This is a genomic window from Microbacterium sp. LMI12-1-1.1, assembly GCF_040676455.1.
In the GTDB taxonomy this organism is placed as follows: Bacteria; Actinomycetota; Actinomycetes; order Actinomycetales; family Microbacteriaceae; genus Microbacterium.
In genome coordinates, this window is the sequence record NZ_JBEGIA010000015.1 from 707,418 (window position 1) to 722,631 (window position 15,214).

Sequence of the window (15,214 nt, forward strand, 5' to 3'; positions counted from 1 at the left end):
GCGAACAGGAGCCGCCCTCCACCCCTCCCCCTCCCGAGGACTGCGGCCCACTCAACCGCTGCATCGACTACACCGTCGTCGGCCTCCCTGAGGTGACGCTCGCCGACCTCGCGTCGTTCCGGCCGGCCGCTCCGGCCCTCGGCGGCGAGCCCGCGGGGTTCGGCGTCGTCGGCATGCCGACGAACCTGCTGGCCTCGGCATCCGAGGAGCGCATCCCGGGCACCGTGCTCGGCTGGGACGTGACGGTGCGGTTCGTGCCCACCGCGTACGTGTTCGACAACGGCGACGGCACCACCACCCGCGCCGCCACGGGCGGCTCGGCCTGGGCCAGCCTCGGGCAGGGGCAGTTCACGCCCACCGCGACCAGTCACGCCTACCGTGCCCGCGGAACGTACGCGGTGTCGGTGACCGTCGAGTATGCGGCATCCGTCGATTTCGGAACCGGCTGGCGACAGGTGCCGGGCGTGGTCCGCGCCGAGGCCGGCGGCTACGGCGTGCGCGTCGTCGAGGTGCGGACGGCGCTCGTCGACCGCACGTGCGCAGAGGACCCCACCGGTCCCGGCTGCTGAGCCCCGCCCACGACGAGCCGGCGTGCGCCGTGTGCGAGGCGCACGGCGGAACGAAGCGGCAGGCCGACGGCGTACGCGAGGGTGCCGGCAGCCGACGTGTCGCCGCGCCCCAGCGCGATCCTGCGCTCCCAGGCGTCGCGCAGCGCGCCGCCGCGCCGCACGAATCCGGCGCGCGGGGGCAGGCGGCCGGCCGACCGCTGCGCCAGCAGAGCCTCCACGTGGTCGGTCCAGTCGTCGGCGTCCGGTGGATGGAAGTAGTTCTCGTCGAGCCATTCCGGATCCGGATGCCGGAACCGGCGCGCGACGACGTCCTCCTCGCTCGCGAGCAGGTCGGCGTCGGCGAGCGTCTCGTTGATCAGCTGCGGCGAGACGCCGTACGTGTCGAGGGCGATGACGGGGATGCCGCGCGCGATCGCCTCGATCGCGGCGGTCGAGCTCACGGTGACGAGGCCCTCCGCGGTCGCGAGGGCCTTCCGCATCGGGGCCGTCGAGGTGACGAGGTTCGGCGGCAGCGGACCGAGGGCGGCGAGAAGCTCGGGGTAGCCGTCCTGCTCGGCGTGCGTCTGATGCTCACCGGTCGCGGCGCGCAGCTTCAGCACCACCCGCCGCGACGGGTCGGCCTCGGCCGCACGCACGAGCATCCGGGCGATCCCCAGACGCTCAGCGCGTTCGGCGGGCACCTTGGCCTGCGCGGCGAAGACGAGGTCGCCGCCTGCTCCCCTGCTCGCACCGGTGGCCGACCCCGACACGCGCGCGCCGCGGGCGAACGGCAGCGTGGCGAGGGCGTAGCGGTGCGCGTACCCGGTGCGCGCCGACAGCGCGCCGAACTCCCGCACCTCGCGCCGTGAGTGCACCACGAAGAGGTCGCACTGCAGCCGGTAGACGACGGCCCGGCGCGTGGCCGGGATCGAGATCCCCGGCAGACCCGTCACGACGACCGGTCGCTGCGGCAGCGCTGCGATCTCACGGGCCAGCACGCGCACCAGCGGACCGCGCCCTCCCAGTACGACCACGTCTGCCCCCAGCTCGGCGAGACGAGCGCCCAGCCGGCCGTACGAGACGCGCTCCACACGCTCGCGCGGAAGACGGCTGCCGCTGAGGGCCGAGGCGAGCTGCCCGTCGCTGACGACCAGGGGCGTCTCGAGCACCAGCAGCGCGGCATCCCATCGCTTCGCGACGCCGCCGAGGAGCGCCGCCGCCCACTTCACGTAGGAGTCGGTGTCGGCGATCGCGACGACGCGTGGCCTGCCGTCGCCCGGCGCGTGCGGACTCACGCGGGGACGCGGCGCAGCTTCGCCATGGGCGCGAGCTCACCGGGGTACACGCGCTTGACGCCGTCGCCGAGCGCTGCCTCGATGACGCGGATGTCGCGCACCAGGTGCTGCAGGCCCGCCGGCTCGAGCGACGCCGCATGGTCGGAGCCCCACATCGTGCGGTCGAGGGTGATGTGCCGCTCGACCGCGACCGCGCCCAGCGCGACCGCGGCGAGCGAGATCTGAAGCCCGCGCTCGTGTCCCGAATAGCCGACGGGTACACCCGGGTAGCGATCGCGCAGGGCTGGGATCATGCGGATGTTCGCCTCTTCGGGCTCCATCGGATAGGTCGAGGTCGCGTGCATGAGGACGAGGCGGTCGGTGCCGAGCACCTCTATCGCCGCGTCGATCTGCTCGCTCGTCGACATGCCGGTCGACAGGATGACGGGCTTGCCGGTGTCGCGCAGCGCCTGGAGCAGCTCCACGTCGGTGAGCGACGCCGAGGCCACCTTGTGCGCGACGACGCCAAGGTCTTCGAGGAAGGCGACGCTCGGCACGTCCCACGGCGACGCGAACCACTCGAGGCCGCGCAGCAGCGCATGGTCCGAGATCTCGATGTACTGCTCGCGGTCGAACTCGACGCGGCGACGGTACTCGAGGTACGTCATCCGACCCCATGGCGTGTCGCGCGGGATGTCGCGCATGTGCTCGGGGGTGGCGATCTCCGGCGTGCGCTTCTGGAACTTCACGGCGTCCGCGCCGGCATCGGCGGCGACATCGATGAGCCGCTTGGCGAGTTCGACGTCGCCGTTGTGGTTGAGACCGATCTCGGCGATGACGTAGGCGGGACGCCCGCCTCCGACGACGCGGGATCCGATGGTGACGGTCATGAGGCCTCCAGTGGTGCAGTGGGGTGATCGGATGCTTCGCCTCGCCCGGCCGGGCCTGCGGCCGCACGAAGGGCGGCCCCGGCGGTCGACGACGCGCCCGCGAGCACGCGCTCGGCGAGATCGCGCACGGCGCCGTCGCCGCCTCGGCGGTCGAGGACTGCGCGCGCGGCGGAGAGGACAAGAGGGTGGGCGTCGGGCACCGCCACCGGCCATCCGACGAGCTCGAGGCAGGCGAGGTCGTTGACGTCGTTGCCGAGGTATGCGATCCGCGACAGCGCGATGTGCTGGTCGTCGGCCCACTCCCGCAGCACGGCCGCCTTGTCGGCCGCGGCCTGGCGCACCTCGACGCCGAGCTTGCGCGCGCGGGCCGCGACGACGGGATTCGCCTCGGTGGACAGGATCAGGACGGGGATGCCGGCGGCACGCAGCAGCGAGACGCCCATGCCGTCCGATCGGCTCACGGTCACCGATTCGAGGCCGTTCTGGTCGACGCGCACGGTGTCGTCGGTATGGACCCCGTCGAAGTCCGTCACGACGGCGTCGACCGAGATCGCCCGATCGCCCCGGGCGTTCCGGTCGACGACGGCTGCGAGCCGCCGCGCGAGCTCCAGCTCGTGGACGGTGTCGATCTCGATCGCTGTGCGCGGATCGACCTCGGCGATGCCGACGCTGCCGAAGAACCGGTGCTGCGCCACCCGGAATCCGGCGGCGCGCACCACGTAGAACCCGCCGGTCTCGAGGTAGTGGGGTTCCCGATCCTGCCGGCGCGGGCGCACGTCGATCTCGTGGTTGACCGGCTCGGCCGCGTCGCCGATGCCCTTCTCCCACAGGAAGCCGTAGGTCTCGACCGCCGAGAACACGCTGTCGCGACGCCGCGATCGCACGAGCTGCACCGCCGCGGTGAGCGCCTCGACGTCGATGAACGGCGACGTGGCCTGCAGGAACGCGACCACGCCCACGTCGACCTTGCGCTCCTCGAGGGTGTCGAGGGCGTGGAGCAGGGCCGTCTCGCTCCGCGCCTCGTCGCCCGACAGGTCGACGGGCCGCTCGACGATCTCGGCGCCCCATTCCGCGGCGACCGCGGCGATGTCGGCGTCGTCGGTCGTCACGACGACCCGGTCGATCGCCGGGCACCTCCGCGCCGCCTCGACCGCGCGCGCCACGAGCGGCACGCCGCCGACGCGCTCCAGGTTCTTTCGCGGGATGCCCTTCGAGCCGCCGCGCGCGGGGATGATCGCCACCGTCTCGCTCATGCGGCTGCCGTCCGCGCTGAGCGGCGCGCGCGTCCGCTGCGTCCGATCACATCGGTGAACACCGTCGACCCGGTTCCCGCGAGCACGAGGGGAAGCGTCGTGGTCGTGCTCGACGGCAGCGTGTGCACGTCGAGCGGCTGCCGGGCTCCGGCCAGCACGAGCTCCACCGGCAGTCCGGTCTGATGGATACGCAGCTCGGGCACCGTCGCGACGGCGTCGAGCTGCTCGGGCGACTCCCTGCGGTGCGGGAGGTACACGGCGCCGCCGGCCGCGGCATCCCGCACCCACCGCACGTAGTCGATCAGCATCATGCGTCCGTCGACCGGGAGCGCACTGCCGAGCACGATGCGGCGGCCGAGCGCCGGTGCGGCGGGCGCGGCGGCCCGCGTCCACGAGAAGTCATGGCGCCGGATGCCGAATCCGCGGTCGGCGAGGGCGTCGAGGCGATCCTCGCCGAGGTCGAACGCCGTGAACATGCCGGCGCGTCGCGATACCGCCCGGCGATGCACGAGCTCGGCGGCGAACGGGGCGACGGCGGTGGTGAGCCCCCGCTCTGCGACGTTCGGACGCGCGTAGGGACGGCGGCCCAGCAGGGCGTCGGCGTAGGCGATGGCGTACGCGCCGTCGTCGAGGAACGTGATGCGGTGCGGGCGGAGCACGGCGGCGGCGAGCCGGAACTGCCCCGAGAAGCCGTCGCCGACGAGCCAGTGGCGGTGACGGGAGAGCAGGCTCCACGGGATGCCGAGGTACGGCGCCAGCTCGCCGAAACGTGCGCCGCGCGCGAGCAGCTCGTCCGCGGTGGCGGAGATCTGCGGGGTCAGCCGTCCGGCGACGGGCACGGTCGTGCGGTGCGACGCGGCCCACTCGGCGGCGCCGATCAGCTGCAGGGGCGACTCGACCCAGGCCAGCACATCCTCGCGACCCATGGCGTCTCCTCTCGCGGCCGTGCCCTCGCAAGGGGCTCACGGCTGTCTCCCCACGGTGGGTGCGAGACGTGAACGCGACGGGTGCCGACGGGCGACGCTCGCCGGTCCGGCAGATGAACGACAGGTGTCGCCGCGCGCTCGTGCGGGCGTCGGAGCCGCATGCCAGGATGAACGCGTGACCGACCGCCTGATGCTGCTCGATTCCGCATCCCTCTACTTCCGCGCGTTCTACGGGGTGCCCGACACGGTGCGCGCCCCGGACGGCCGGCCCGTCAACGCGGTGCGCGGATTCCTCGACATCATCACGCGGCTGGTGACGACCTACCGTCCGACGCACCTCGTGGCGTGCTGGGACGACGACTGGCGGCCGCAGTGGCGCGTGGACCTGATCCCGACGTACAAGACGCATCGCGTCGCCGAGGTCGTCGCCGGCGGCCCCGACGTCGAAGAGGTGCCCGATCCCCTCGAGGTGCAGGTGCCCGTGATCCGCGAGGCGCTCGACGCCCTCGGCATCCGCATCGTCGGAGCGGCGGCCCACGAGGCCGACGACGTCATCGGCACGCTCGCGACGACCGCCACCATGCCCGTCGACATCGTGACCGGCGACCGTGATCTCTTCCAGCTCGTCGACGACGCGCGCGACGTCCGCGTCGTGTACACCGCCCGCGGCATGAGCAACCTCGAGGTGCTCACCGACGCCGCGGTCGTCGCCAAGTACGGCGTGCTGCCGTCGCAGTACGCCGACTTCGCCACCCTCCGCGGCGACTCCTCGGACGGCCTGCCCGGTGTCGCCGGCATCGGCGAGAAGACCGCGGCCGGGCTGCTGGCGACCTTCGGCGATCTCGAGGGGATCGTCGCCGCCGCCGAGCTCGGCGAGGGGATGTCCGCCGGCGTGCGATCGAAGGTGCTCGCGGGCCTGCCGTACCTCGCCGTCGCCCCGCAGGTCGTGGCCGTCGTCCGCGACCTGCCGCTCGATGTGCCCGATTCTCGGCTGCGTCCGCTCGACGAGCGGGCGAAGACGGATGCCGCGGCCCTCGCCGAACGCTGGGCGCTCGGCACCGCGATGAAGCGCATCGTCGACGCGCTCGACGCCGTCTGATCAGGCGGGTCAGGCGCCGCGATCGCGTCCCGTCCACTCGCGGAGCCGCGACAGCGGCCACGTCGTGACGATGCGCTCCGGCGGCACGCCCAGCCGCTCGGCGCGCTCGGCGCCGTAGTCGAGCAGCGAGAGCTGCCCGGGCGCGTGCGCGTCCGAGTCGATCGAGAAGAGGCATCCGATCTCCAGCGCCAGGGTCATCAGCTCATCGGGCGGGTCCTGGCGCTCGGGCCGGGAGTTGATCTCGACCGCGACGCCGTGCGCCTCGCACGCCTCGAACACCGCACGCGCATCGAACGTCGAGGGCGGTCTCGTCCCCCGGGCGCCCTCGACGAGCCGGCCCGTGACGTGGCCGAGCACGTCGGTGTGCGGATCCGACACCGCGGTGACCAGCCGCCTCGTCATCGGCCCGCGCTCCATCCGCAGCTTCGAATGGGCCGAGGCCACGACGATGTCGAGCCGCTCGAGCATCTCGCTCTCCTGGTCCAGCGAGCCGTCCTCGAGGATGTCGACCTCGATGCCCGACAGGAGCGTGAAGCCGTCGCCGCTCATCCCCGCGACCACCTCGAGCTGCGCGCGCAGGCGCTCCGAGGAGAGACCGTTCGCCACCCGCAGCCGCGGCGAGTGGTCGGTGAGCGCGAGGTACTCATGGCCGAGCGCCCGCGCGGCCTCGACCATCAGGTCGATGGAGGTGAGACCGTCCGACCAGTCGCTGTGCGCGTGCAGATCGCCGCGCAGCAGCGGTCGCAGCGTCGAGGCGCGCTGCACGCCGGCCCGCTCGCGCAGATCGACGAGGTAGCCGGGCACCTCGCCGCCCAGCGCCTGCTGGATCACCGCGAAGGTGGATTCGCCGATGCCCTTGCGCCGGCGCAGGGCTGCGGAGTCCCGCAGCTCCGCGTCGGTCACACCCTCGATGGCGTCGGCCGCCGCCCGGAACGCCTTCGACTTGTACCGCGACGACCGCTCCCGTTCGAGCAGCGTCGCGATCTCGGTGAGCGCGTCGTGGGGGTTCACGTCGTGTACGGCGGCCTGGTCAGACGACGTTCGCCCGCTTGATCACCACCGGCACGCTCGCCAGCCGGTGGATCGCCCAGCCGAACAGGATCGCCAGCACGCCCATGCCGGCGGCGAACAGCGCGACGCCGTACGCGACGACCGAGGTGAACAGCGAGGCGCGCAGGAACGACGCCTGCATCACCGTCGCGCGCACCGGATCGTCCTGGTCGAGCTCGGCGTACGTCTTGCCGTCCGACGCCTCCAGCGCGTGGTGGTTGATGATGTCGGCCTGGACGTACGCGGTGAAGGGCCCGGTCACCTGCTGGCCCTGGAACGCCGCAGCGTCGTCGGGAATCGTGATGTTCTCCGCCATCAGCTGGTTGGTGACGCCGATCCATGCGATCACACCCACCACGATCAGCAGGACGCCGCCCACGATGCCGAGGATCCCGATCGCCTTCACCAGCCCGACCTTCTTCTCGGGAGGCTCGATCACGTCGGCGGTGCGGGGCTCTTCCTGACTCATGCGTCCTCCTCGATCACGGGTGCGTTGTGGCACACGCTATCGGCGCCCCCCGGCGCGAAGGAAGACCGCGCGCCGTGCAGAAGCGGCGTGTCGGCGTCAGCGCGCGAGCGCCTTCGTGGCCTCGACCCAGCGCTCGAGCGTCGCCGTGGCCGCGCCCGAGTCGACCGCGGCCGCGGCGTCGTCGCGAGCCTCTGCGAGCCGCTCGAGGATCGGTCGCTGCACCTGAGCGGCGTCACGGAACAGCCGATACGCGACGATGCCGGCCGCCGCGTTGAGCAGGACGATGTCGCGCACCGGCCCTTGCTCGCCGCCGAGCACGCGGTGCACGACTGCGGCGTTGTGCGCGGGATCGCCGCCGAGAAGGTCGTCGATGTCCGCCAGCGGGATCCCGAGGTCGCGCGGGTCGAGGTCGTGCTCGTGGATGTCGCCGCGGCTGACCTCCCACAGCCGGCTGTGCCCGGTCGTGGTGAGCTCGTCCAGGCCGTCGTCGCCGCGGAAGACGAGCGCCGTCGCGCCGCGGGTCTGGAACACGCCGGTGATGAGCGGCACCCGGTCGAGGTGCGCGACGCCGACGGCGTTCGCCTCGGCCCGCGCAGGGTTGCACAGCGGCCCGAGGAAGTTGAACACGGTCGGCACGCCGAGCTCGCTGCGCGTCGCGCCGGCGTGCTTGAAACCCGGGTGGAATGCGGCCGCGAACGCGAATGTGATGCCGGCCCGCGAGAGCGTCTCGGCGACGGCGTCCGGTGAGAGCGTGAGGTCGATGCCGAGCGCGCCGAGCACGTCCGACGAGCCCGACGACGAGCTGGCCGCCCGGTTGCCGTGCTTGACGACGGGGATTCCGGATGCCGCGGCCACGAGCGCCGCCATCGTGGAGACGTTGACGGTGCCGAAGCGGTCGCCTCCGGTGCCGACGATGTCGAGCACCGCGGCGTCGACGGGCAGCGGCAGCGCCGCCTCGAGGATCGCGTCGCGGAAGCCGACGATCTCGTCGACGGTCTCGCCCTTGGCGCGCAGCGCGACCAGGAATCCGCCCAGCTGGGAAGGCGTGGCGCTGCCCGACATGATCTGGCGCATCGCCCACGTCGACTCCGAGACGCTGAGGTCGCGCCGCTCCAGCAGCGTGGTGAGGATTCCCGGCCAGGTGTACAGCTCCGCCATAACCGAGAAGCCTAGCCGGGCACGCGAATCGGAACCTTTTCGTGACACGGCGTCCCGCCTCGTGCGATTCTGCGTCTTCACCACGTGTTCACGGCAGAGTCGCAGGGTCCTCTTAGGCTCCCCTAAGTTCCAGCACGGGTGAAGACATGCCCTCCGATGCGAAAATCACGGCCCTGAATCGGCCATAATGGGGAGCGTGACGACCTCCACAGCGACCTACTCCCAGGCCATGCGGTCCGTCAAGCGGCCGGATCCGGTCGCTGTCGGAACCATCGTGTGGCTCGGCAGCGAGGTGATGTTCTTCGCCGGCCTGTTCGCGATCTACTTCACCCTGCGCAGCACCTCGCCCGAACTGTGGGCGCAGGAGACGCAGCTGCTGAACATCCCCTACGCGACCGTCAACACGATCATCCTGGTGCTGTCCTCCGTGACGTGCCAGATGGGCGTGTTCGCCGCCGAGCGCTTCCAGCCGTATTCGCTGAAGAAGCGCGGCTGGCTCGGCTGGGGCATGGTCGAGTGGTTCTGGCTCACCTTCGCGCTCGGCGCGATCTTCGTCTCGGGCCAGGTGTGGGAGTACGCCCAGCTCGTCGCCGAGGGCATGCCCATCAGCGCGAACTCGTACGCCTCGGCGTTCTACCTCACCACCGGCTTCCACGCCCTCCACGTCACGGGCGGCCTCATCGCCTTCCTGCTCGTGATCGGCCGCGCGTACGCCGTCAAGAACTTCGGGCGCAAAGAGATGACGTCCTCGATCGTCGTGTCGTACTACTGGCACTTCGTCGACGTCGTCTGGATCGCCCTGTTCCTCGTCATCTACTTCCTCAAGTGAGAGCGGAGCTGTAACCCGAAATGGCACGAGAGTCCACGCGCCGCTCGAAAGGCCGCCGCAGCCCCTGGGCCGCAGCCGCACTGATCGGCATCGGCCTGCTCATCACCGGCGGCGTCTACGCCGGGGCATCCGCCGCGATGGCGGCGACGACACCTGAGACGGTGACCAACTCCGCGCTCACCGCCGAGGACGGCAAGAAGCTGTTCCAGGCGAACTGCGCCACCTGCCACGGCCTGGACGTGCAGGGCACCGAAGATGGTCCGTCGCTGTACGGCGTCGGCGAGCTCGCGGTGCACTTCCAGATGAGCACCGGTCGTATGCCGCTGCAGATGCAGGGGCCCCAGGCTCCGCAGAAGCCGGCTCAGTTCACCGACGAGCAGATCGCCGCGGTGGGCGCCTACATCCAGTCCATCGCCCCCGGTCCCACCTACCCGGACGACGAGGTGCTGGACGGCGAGGGCAACGCGTCGGAGGGCGGCGAGCTCTTCCGCATCAACTGCGCGATGTGCCATAACGTCGCCGGCGCCGGCGGTGCGCTCACCGAGGGCAAGTACGCACCGAACCTGCACACGACGACTCCGCTCAACATGTACGCGGCGATGGTCACCGGACCGCAGAACATGCCGGTGTTCAACGACATGACGCTGACCACCGAAGAGAAGCGCGACGTCATCACCTACCTGCTCTATCTGCAGGACAACGAGTCGGCCGGCGGATTCACGCTCGGCTCGCTCGGCCCCGTCTCCGAGGGCCTCTTCATCTGGATCTTCGGGATCGGTTCGCTGATCGCCATCACCGTGTGGATCACGGCGAAGTCCAACTGATCTACGTACGACACACGCAACACTGACGAGGAGCAGCATGGCCCACGAGGACGACCCGCTCGAGCACGAGAGGGCTTCCTGGAAGCCCTCCCCCGGGCTCGCCGTCGCGGTCCCCGACCCGGTGCACAACCCTGGCCTCCCGCCGCATCGCGAGCGGATGACAGACAAGGATCCCGCTTCGATGAAGCGGGCGGTCCGGGGCGTCTACACGCTCTTCTACCTGTCGATCGCCGGCAGCATCTGGGCCATCGCGGCGTACATGCTGTTCCCGATCGAGAGCGGGCGGATCGTCGACATCCGCAACAACAACCTCTTCATCGGTCTCGGCATCGCCTTCGCCCTGCTGGCGATCGGCGTCGGCGCGATCCACTGGTCCAAGGCCGTCATGTCCGACCGGGAGTTCGTCGAGCCCCGTCACGCCACGCGTGGTCGCGACACCACGCGTGAGGCCGCGATCAAGGCCTTCGCCGACGCGGATGCCGAGTCCGGCTTCGGCCGTCGCGTGATGATCCGCAACTCGCTGATCGCCGCACTCGTCGCCTCGGTCGTCCCGGGCGTGGTGCTGTTCCGCGGACTCGCACCGTTCAACTCGCCCGAGAAGCCGCACGCGGGCGACCCGGTGTACCTCCTCGAGCACACCATGTGGAAGGAGGGCATGCGCCTGGCGCACGACCCTTCGGGCGAGCCCATCCGCGCTGCGGACCTCACCCTCGGCTCCGCCGTGCACGTGATCCCCGAGGCTCTGGCCGAGGTGTCGCACAGCGAGGGCTACCTCGACGAGAAGGCCAAGGCGATCGTCCTCCTGGTCCGTCTGCTCCCCGAGCAGCTGGTCGAGTCCGAGGAGCGCAAGGAGTGGTCGTACAACGGCATCGTCGCGTACTCCAAGGTGTGCACGCACGTCGGCTGCCCGGTGGCCCTGTACGAGCAGCAGACGCACCACCTCCTGTGCCCCTGCCACCAGTCGCAGTTCGACGTCACCGACCACGCGAAGGTCCTCTTCGGACCGGCCGCGCGTCCTCTGCCGCAGCTGCCCATCACCGTCGACGACGAGGGCTACCTCATCGCGAGGAGCGACTTCAACGAGCCCGTCGGCCCGAGCTTCTGGGAGCGTCATTGAGCACCTCAACCGTCACCGAGCAGCCTGAGGCTCCTCCCGCGGCGCCCGTGTCGCCGAACGGGCGCGACAAGCCCCTCGGCGGCCGCTTCATCGGCGCCACCGCGAACTACATCGACGAGCGCACGAGCCTCTCGGGCTTCGTCAAGGAGCTCGGCCGCAAGATCTTCCCCGACCACTGGTCGTTCATGCTCGGCGAGATCGCTCTGTGGGCGTTCGTCGTCGTGCTGCTCTCCGGCACGTTCCTGACGTTCTTCTTCCAGGCGTCGATGGTCGAGACGCACTACAACGGCGCGTACATCCCGATGCGCGGCATCGAGATGTCGGCCGCCATGGCATCGACCCTCGAGATCTCGTTCGACCTCCGCGGCGGTCTCCTGGTTCGCCAGATGCACCACTGGGCCGCCCTCGTGTTCATCGCCGGGATCGGCGTGCACATGCTGCGCGTCTTCTTCACCGGTGCGTTCCGCAAGCCGCGCGAGCTCAACTGGGTGATCGGCTTCATCCTCTTCATCCTGGCGTTGGGCGAGGGCTTCACGGGCTACTCGCTCCCCGACGACGTGCTGTCGGGCAACGGCCTGCGCATCATCGACGGCATGGTCAAGGGCATCCCGATCATCGGCACGTGGACCTCGTTCCTGCTGTTCGGCGGGCAGTTCCCGGGCGACGCGATCGTCGGGCGCCTGTACACCCTGCACATCCTGCTGCTGCCTGCGATCCTGGTCGGCCTGCTCGTCGTCCACCTCATGCTGATGGTGATCAACAAGCACACGCAGTTCGCGGGCGCCGGGCGCACCAACAGCGTCGTCGTGGGCTACCCGATGATGCCGGTGTACATGTCCAAGATGGGCGGGTTCCTGTTCATCACGTTCGGCGTGATCGTGCTCATCGCCTCGCTGTTCACGATCAACCCGATCTGGAACTACGGCCCCTACGACCCGTCCCCCGTCTCCGCCGGAACCCAGCCCGACTGGTACATCGGCTTCGCGGACGGCGCGCTGCGACTGGTGCCGCCGGGCTGGGAGTTCGTCTTCCTCGACCGCACGTGGTCGTTCAACATCCTCGTGCCGCTGGCCGTCCTCGGTCTGTTCATCGTCCTCGTGCTGATCTACCCCTTCATCGAGTCGTGGGTCACCGGCGACAAGCGCGAGCACCACATCGCACAGCGTCCCCGCAACGCCGCGACGCGCACCGCCATCGGTGCCGCCGGTGTCACGTTCTACGCAGTGCTCTGGGCCGCGGCGGCCTCCGACATCATCGCCACGCACTTCTGGCTGACGATGGAGGGAGTCATCCACACGCTGCAGGCGCTGCTGATCATCGGACCGGTGATCGCGTACTTCGTGACGAAGCGCATCTGCGTCGCGCTGCAGAAGAAGGATCGCGAGATCGCCCTGCACGGCTACGAGTCGGGACGCATCGTCCGCCTGCCCGGTGGCGAGTACATCGAGGTGCACCAGCCCGTCGACGACTACGAGCGCTTCAAGCTCGCCGACTTCGACACCTACGAGCCGCTGGTGGTCCGCCCGAACGATCAGGGACGCATCCCGTGGCATGAGAACCTCCGCGCGTCCATCTCGCGCTGGTTCTTCGAGGACCGCCTCACGCCGGTCTCGCAGAGCGAGCTCGACGCGGCGCTGGCACATCAGCACCACGAGCTCGGCCACATCGCCGAGGAGGAGGACCTCGAGATCCAGGGTGCGCACGAGCGCGCCGGTGTCCCGGACGCCCCGCACAAGCCGATCGACGACGGCAGGAACAGCGAGGTGCCGGTGCGCCCCTCGAACGTCATCGTGCCCGAGCCGGAGCAGGGAACGAAGTCGCCGAAGAACCGCGAGAAGGAGTCCGACCAGTAGGTCGTCTCCGCTGCGCCGCCGGATGCCCCGGCACGATCACCAGGATCGTGCCGGGGCATCCGGCATTGTCGTCGCCGGCACGACGCATGCTGCTCGCTCCCCCGTCGCGGGCCGTCTCCCGGAACGGCAGGAATCGCACGCCCTCTGACCGCGCATCCCCGATCGCGCAGCACAGCGCTGTCGTACCGTGGGTTCATGACCGACGCGCTCTCCTACTTCTCCGCCAAGCTCGCCCTCGAGACGGACGCATCCGATGTGTACGCCGCGCAGAAGGACGGGGAGCGGTTCATCCTCGTGGACGTCCGCGGTGACGAGGCATGGGCGCAAGGGCGCATCCGTGGGGCCGTTCACATGCCCTATCGAGAGATCGCCGAGCGCGCGCCGCGCGAGATCGACGCCGCGACACCGGTGGTCGTGTACTGCTGGAGCCCTGGCTGCAACGCCGGCGCGAAGGGTGCGCTCGAGTTCGCGAAGCTCGGCTATGCCGTCAAGGAGATGATCGGCGGCTACGAGTACTGGGTGCGTGAAGGGCAGCCGACCGAGAACGACGAAGGCGAACTCCCCCGCGTGTTCGACCCACAGGTGATGGTCGTCCGCGCGAAGGTGGAGAGCTGACCGGCCGCCTCAGGCCGACTCGAGCCCTTCCATGTACCGCGTGGCGGCCGATCCGTAGAAGGACGTCTGGGCGAACGCGCCCGCGCTGTCCAGCGCGGGATCGACGACGTCGCACACCACGACGGTGACGTTGTCCCGGCTGCCGGCGTCCAGCGCGAGGGCCACGCACGCCGCGGCGGCCGCCGCCGCATCGCCGATGCCGTTCAGGATCGCGCGGATGTCGGCATCCGGAACGTAGTCGGTGAGGCCGTCGCTGCACAGCATCCAGCGATCGCCGACCGGCGCGTCGAAGGCCGTCACCACCGCGGCGTCGCGCTCGGCGCCGCTGAGCGACGCGGTGATGAGGTTGCGGCGCGGGTGGGAGGCTGCCTCGGCGATCGAGACCAGTCCCTGGTCGACGAGCGCCTGCACGAGCGAGTCGTCGCGGCTCATCTGGGTGAGCTCGCTCCCGCGCAGCCGGTAGGCGCGCGAGTCGCCCGTGTGTGCGAGCAGCACCCCGCCGTCGCGGTCGGCGAAGAGGCCGGTGAACGTCGTCGCCATGCCGCTCAGCGACGGATCGCGCTCGACGTGGGCGCGGAGATCCCAGTTGGCCGAACGCACGCTGTCGGCCAGCTGCACCGGCTCGAGTCCGTCCAGCCGGCCCGCCGCGAGGCGATGGACGAAGGTGGCCGAGGCCAGGTCGCCGGCGGGACCGCCGCCGACGCCGTCTGCGACCGCCGCACCCCACGGCGCCGTGAACGCGGCGTCCTGGTTGGTCGCGCGGTGCGGGCCGGTGTCGGAGCAGGCGGCGGCATGCAGACGTGCCCGGAGGCCCGTCATGAACGGGCCTCCGGGCACGTCGTGCGGAAGGTCACGCGGAGCGTCGGCTCGCCGATCAGCGGGCGAAGTATCCGCGGTAGTACTCGTACACCCAGCCGACGATCGCCACGACGAAGACGCCGATGCCGATGGGCATGAGCCACGCGCCCACCGCCAGGCCGATCATGCCGAGCGCCGCCGAGAAGGCGAGCACGATGGGCCACCACGACCACGGGCTGAACTCGCCGAGCTCCGGGTCACCGTCGTCGATGTCGGCGGTGAGGACGTCCTCGGGCAGCTCGCCGCCCTGGGCGTTGTGCACCCGACCGATGTAGAACGCGATGAGTGCGCCCATGAGCGCCGTGAACAGCAGTGCCACGCTGCCGACCCATTCGATGCCCTGGTACCACGGCACGTCGGGGTGGGCGATGATGCTCCAGCCGGTGTAGACGGCTCCCACGAACAGGAAGAACGCGGACAGCAGCCACCAGAGTCCGGTGTTGGTGCGCAC

16 protein-coding genes are annotated in these 15,214 nt (G+C 70.6%); 7 read left to right on the top strand and 9 right to left on the bottom strand.

Annotated elements, in window-relative coordinates:
- Positions 1-92 precede the first annotated feature (92 nt).
- On the top strand, positions 93-569 hold the full coding sequence (locus MRBLMI12_RS17380; protein WP_363357517.1) for a hypothetical protein: 477 nt from the start codon (positions 93-95) through the stop codon (positions 567-569).
- Here MRBLMI12_RS17380 and MRBLMI12_RS17385 read toward each other — a convergent pair.
- Genes MRBLMI12_RS17385 through MRBLMI12_RS17400 form a run of 4 tightly spaced genes read right to left on the bottom strand, consistent with a single transcriptional unit; the run spans position 488 to position 4,891 of the window.
- A complete protein-coding gene (locus MRBLMI12_RS17385) occupies positions 488-1,843 on the bottom strand; it encodes a DUF6716 putative glycosyltransferase (RefSeq protein ID WP_363357518.1) in 1,356 nt (451 codons plus the stop codon). The genes MRBLMI12_RS17380 and MRBLMI12_RS17385 overlap by 82 nt on opposite strands.
- Positions 1,840-2,712: an N-acetylneuraminate synthase family protein gene (locus MRBLMI12_RS17390; RefSeq protein WP_349427709.1), complete on the bottom strand. Its 873-nt coding sequence runs from the start codon at positions 2,710-2,712 to the stop codon at positions 1,840-1,842. Before MRBLMI12_RS17390 ends, MRBLMI12_RS17385 begins: the two co-directional genes overlap by 4 nt.
- Positions 2,709-3,965, bottom strand: a complete 1,257-nt coding sequence (locus MRBLMI12_RS17395; RefSeq protein ID WP_363357519.1) for an acylneuraminate cytidylyltransferase — start codon at positions 3,963-3,965, stop codon at positions 2,709-2,711. The genes MRBLMI12_RS17390 and MRBLMI12_RS17395 overlap by 4 nt, the downstream gene beginning before the upstream one ends.
- A complete protein-coding gene (locus MRBLMI12_RS17400; RefSeq protein ID WP_363357520.1) occupies positions 3,962-4,891 on the bottom strand; it encodes a hypothetical protein in 930 nt (309 codons plus the stop codon). The genes MRBLMI12_RS17395 and MRBLMI12_RS17400 overlap by 4 nt, the downstream gene beginning before the upstream one ends.
- 175 nt (positions 4,892-5,066) lie before the next feature.
- On the opposite strand from MRBLMI12_RS17400, the gene MRBLMI12_RS17405 reads away from it, so the two are divergent.
- Positions 5,067-5,990, top strand: coding sequence for a 5'-3' exonuclease (locus tag MRBLMI12_RS17405; protein WP_363357521.1), 924 nt, complete (start codon positions 5,067-5,069; stop codon positions 5,988-5,990).
- 9 nt (positions 5,991-5,999) lie between these two features.
- On the opposite strand, the gene MRBLMI12_RS17410 is transcribed toward MRBLMI12_RS17405, so the two are convergent.
- The 3 genes from MRBLMI12_RS17410 to trpD all read right to left on the bottom strand — a co-directional run bounded on the left by MRBLMI12_RS17410 (position 6,000) and on the right by trpD (position 8,667).
- Positions 6,000-7,001, bottom strand: a complete 1,002-nt coding sequence (locus tag MRBLMI12_RS17410) for a PHP domain-containing protein (RefSeq protein ID WP_363357522.1) — start codon at positions 6,999-7,001, stop codon at positions 6,000-6,002.
- Positions 7,002-7,020: 19 nt separating this feature from the next.
- Positions 7,021-7,509: an aromatic ring-opening dioxygenase LigA gene (locus MRBLMI12_RS17415; RefSeq protein WP_363357523.1), complete on the bottom strand. Its 489-nt coding sequence runs from the start codon at positions 7,507-7,509 to the stop codon at positions 7,021-7,023.
- 96 nt (positions 7,510-7,605) lie between these two features.
- Complete coding sequence (gene trpD, locus MRBLMI12_RS17420; protein WP_363357524.1) at positions 7,606-8,667, bottom strand: anthranilate phosphoribosyltransferase; 1,062 nt, start codon at positions 8,665-8,667, stop codon at positions 7,606-7,608.
- 187 nt (positions 8,668-8,854) lie between these two features.
- Between trpD and MRBLMI12_RS17425 the strand changes: the two genes are divergently transcribed.
- The 5 genes from MRBLMI12_RS17425 to MRBLMI12_RS17445 all read left to right on the top strand — a co-directional run bounded on the left by MRBLMI12_RS17425 (position 8,855) and on the right by MRBLMI12_RS17445 (position 13,905).
- A complete protein-coding gene (locus MRBLMI12_RS17425) occupies positions 8,855-9,496 on the top strand; it encodes a cytochrome c oxidase subunit 3 (RefSeq protein ID WP_349427716.1) in 642 nt (213 codons plus the stop codon).
- Positions 9,497-9,516: 20 nt separating this feature from the next.
- Positions 9,517-10,320: a cytochrome c gene (locus MRBLMI12_RS17430; RefSeq protein ID WP_363357525.1), complete on the top strand. Its 804-nt coding sequence runs from the start codon at positions 9,517-9,519 to the stop codon at positions 10,318-10,320.
- Positions 10,321-10,357: 37 nt separating this feature from the next.
- Positions 10,358-11,437, top strand: coding sequence for a ubiquinol-cytochrome c reductase iron-sulfur subunit (locus MRBLMI12_RS17435; RefSeq protein WP_363357526.1), 1,080 nt, complete (start codon positions 10,358-10,360; stop codon positions 11,435-11,437).
- On the top strand, positions 11,434-13,290 hold the full coding sequence (locus tag MRBLMI12_RS17440) for a cytochrome b (RefSeq protein WP_414686227.1): 1,857 nt from the start codon (positions 11,434-11,436) through the stop codon (positions 13,288-13,290). Before MRBLMI12_RS17435 ends, MRBLMI12_RS17440 begins: the two co-directional genes overlap by 4 nt.
- 195 nt (positions 13,291-13,485) lie before the next feature.
- Positions 13,486-13,905 (top strand): rhodanese-like domain-containing protein, encoded by a 420-nt coding sequence (locus MRBLMI12_RS17445; RefSeq protein WP_363357527.1) that lies wholly within the window; start codon positions 13,486-13,488, stop codon positions 13,903-13,905.
- Between the two features lie 9 nt (positions 13,906-13,914).
- On the opposite strand, the gene MRBLMI12_RS17450 is transcribed toward MRBLMI12_RS17445, so the two are convergent.
- Together MRBLMI12_RS17450 and MRBLMI12_RS17455 are read right to left on the bottom strand one after the other, a co-directional pair.
- Entirely contained in the window at positions 13,915-14,724 is an 810-nt protein-coding gene (locus MRBLMI12_RS17450; RefSeq protein ID WP_363357528.1) for a PP2C family protein-serine/threonine phosphatase, read from the bottom strand.
- Positions 14,725-14,779: 55 nt separating this feature from the next.
- Complete coding sequence (locus MRBLMI12_RS17455) at positions 14,780-15,214, bottom strand: cytochrome c oxidase subunit 4 (RefSeq protein ID WP_349427721.1); 435 nt, start codon at positions 15,212-15,214, stop codon at positions 14,780-14,782.

Bases quoted from the DNA above. Each gene is read 5' to 3' on its own strand.
- MRBLMI12_RS17395 (WP_363357519.1), bottom strand. From the start codon at position 3,965: ATGAGCGAGACGGTGGCGATCATCCCCGCGCGCGGCGGCTCGAAGGGC.
- MRBLMI12_RS17390 (WP_349427709.1), bottom strand. From the start codon at position 2,712: ATGACCGTCACCATCGGATCCCGCGTCGTCGGAGGCGGGCGTCCCGCC.
- MRBLMI12_RS17415 (WP_363357523.1), bottom strand. From the start codon at position 7,509: ATGAGTCAGGAAGAGCCCCGCACCGCCGACGTGATCGAGCCTCCCGAG.
- MRBLMI12_RS17445 (WP_363357527.1), top strand. From the start codon at position 13,486: ATGACCGACGCGCTCTCCTACTTCTCCGCCAAGCTCGCCCTCGAGACG.
- MRBLMI12_RS17430 (WP_363357525.1), top strand. From the start codon at position 9,517: ATGGCACGAGAGTCCACGCGCCGCTCGAAAGGCCGCCGCAGCCCCTGG.
- MRBLMI12_RS17425 (WP_349427716.1), top strand. From the start codon at position 8,855: ATGGGGAGCGTGACGACCTCCACAGCGACCTACTCCCAGGCCATGCGG.
- MRBLMI12_RS17435 (WP_363357526.1), top strand. From the start codon at position 10,358: ATGGCCCACGAGGACGACCCGCTCGAGCACGAGAGGGCTTCCTGGAAG.
- MRBLMI12_RS17450 (WP_363357528.1), bottom strand. From the start codon at position 14,724: ATGACGGGCCTCCGGGCACGTCTGCATGCCGCCGCCTGCTCCGACACC.
- MRBLMI12_RS17400 (WP_363357520.1), bottom strand. From the start codon at position 4,891: ATGGGTCGCGAGGATGTGCTGGCCTGGGTCGAGTCGCCCCTGCAGCTG.
- trpD (WP_363357524.1), bottom strand. From the start codon at position 8,667: ATGGCGGAGCTGTACACCTGGCCGGGAATCCTCACCACGCTGCTGGAG.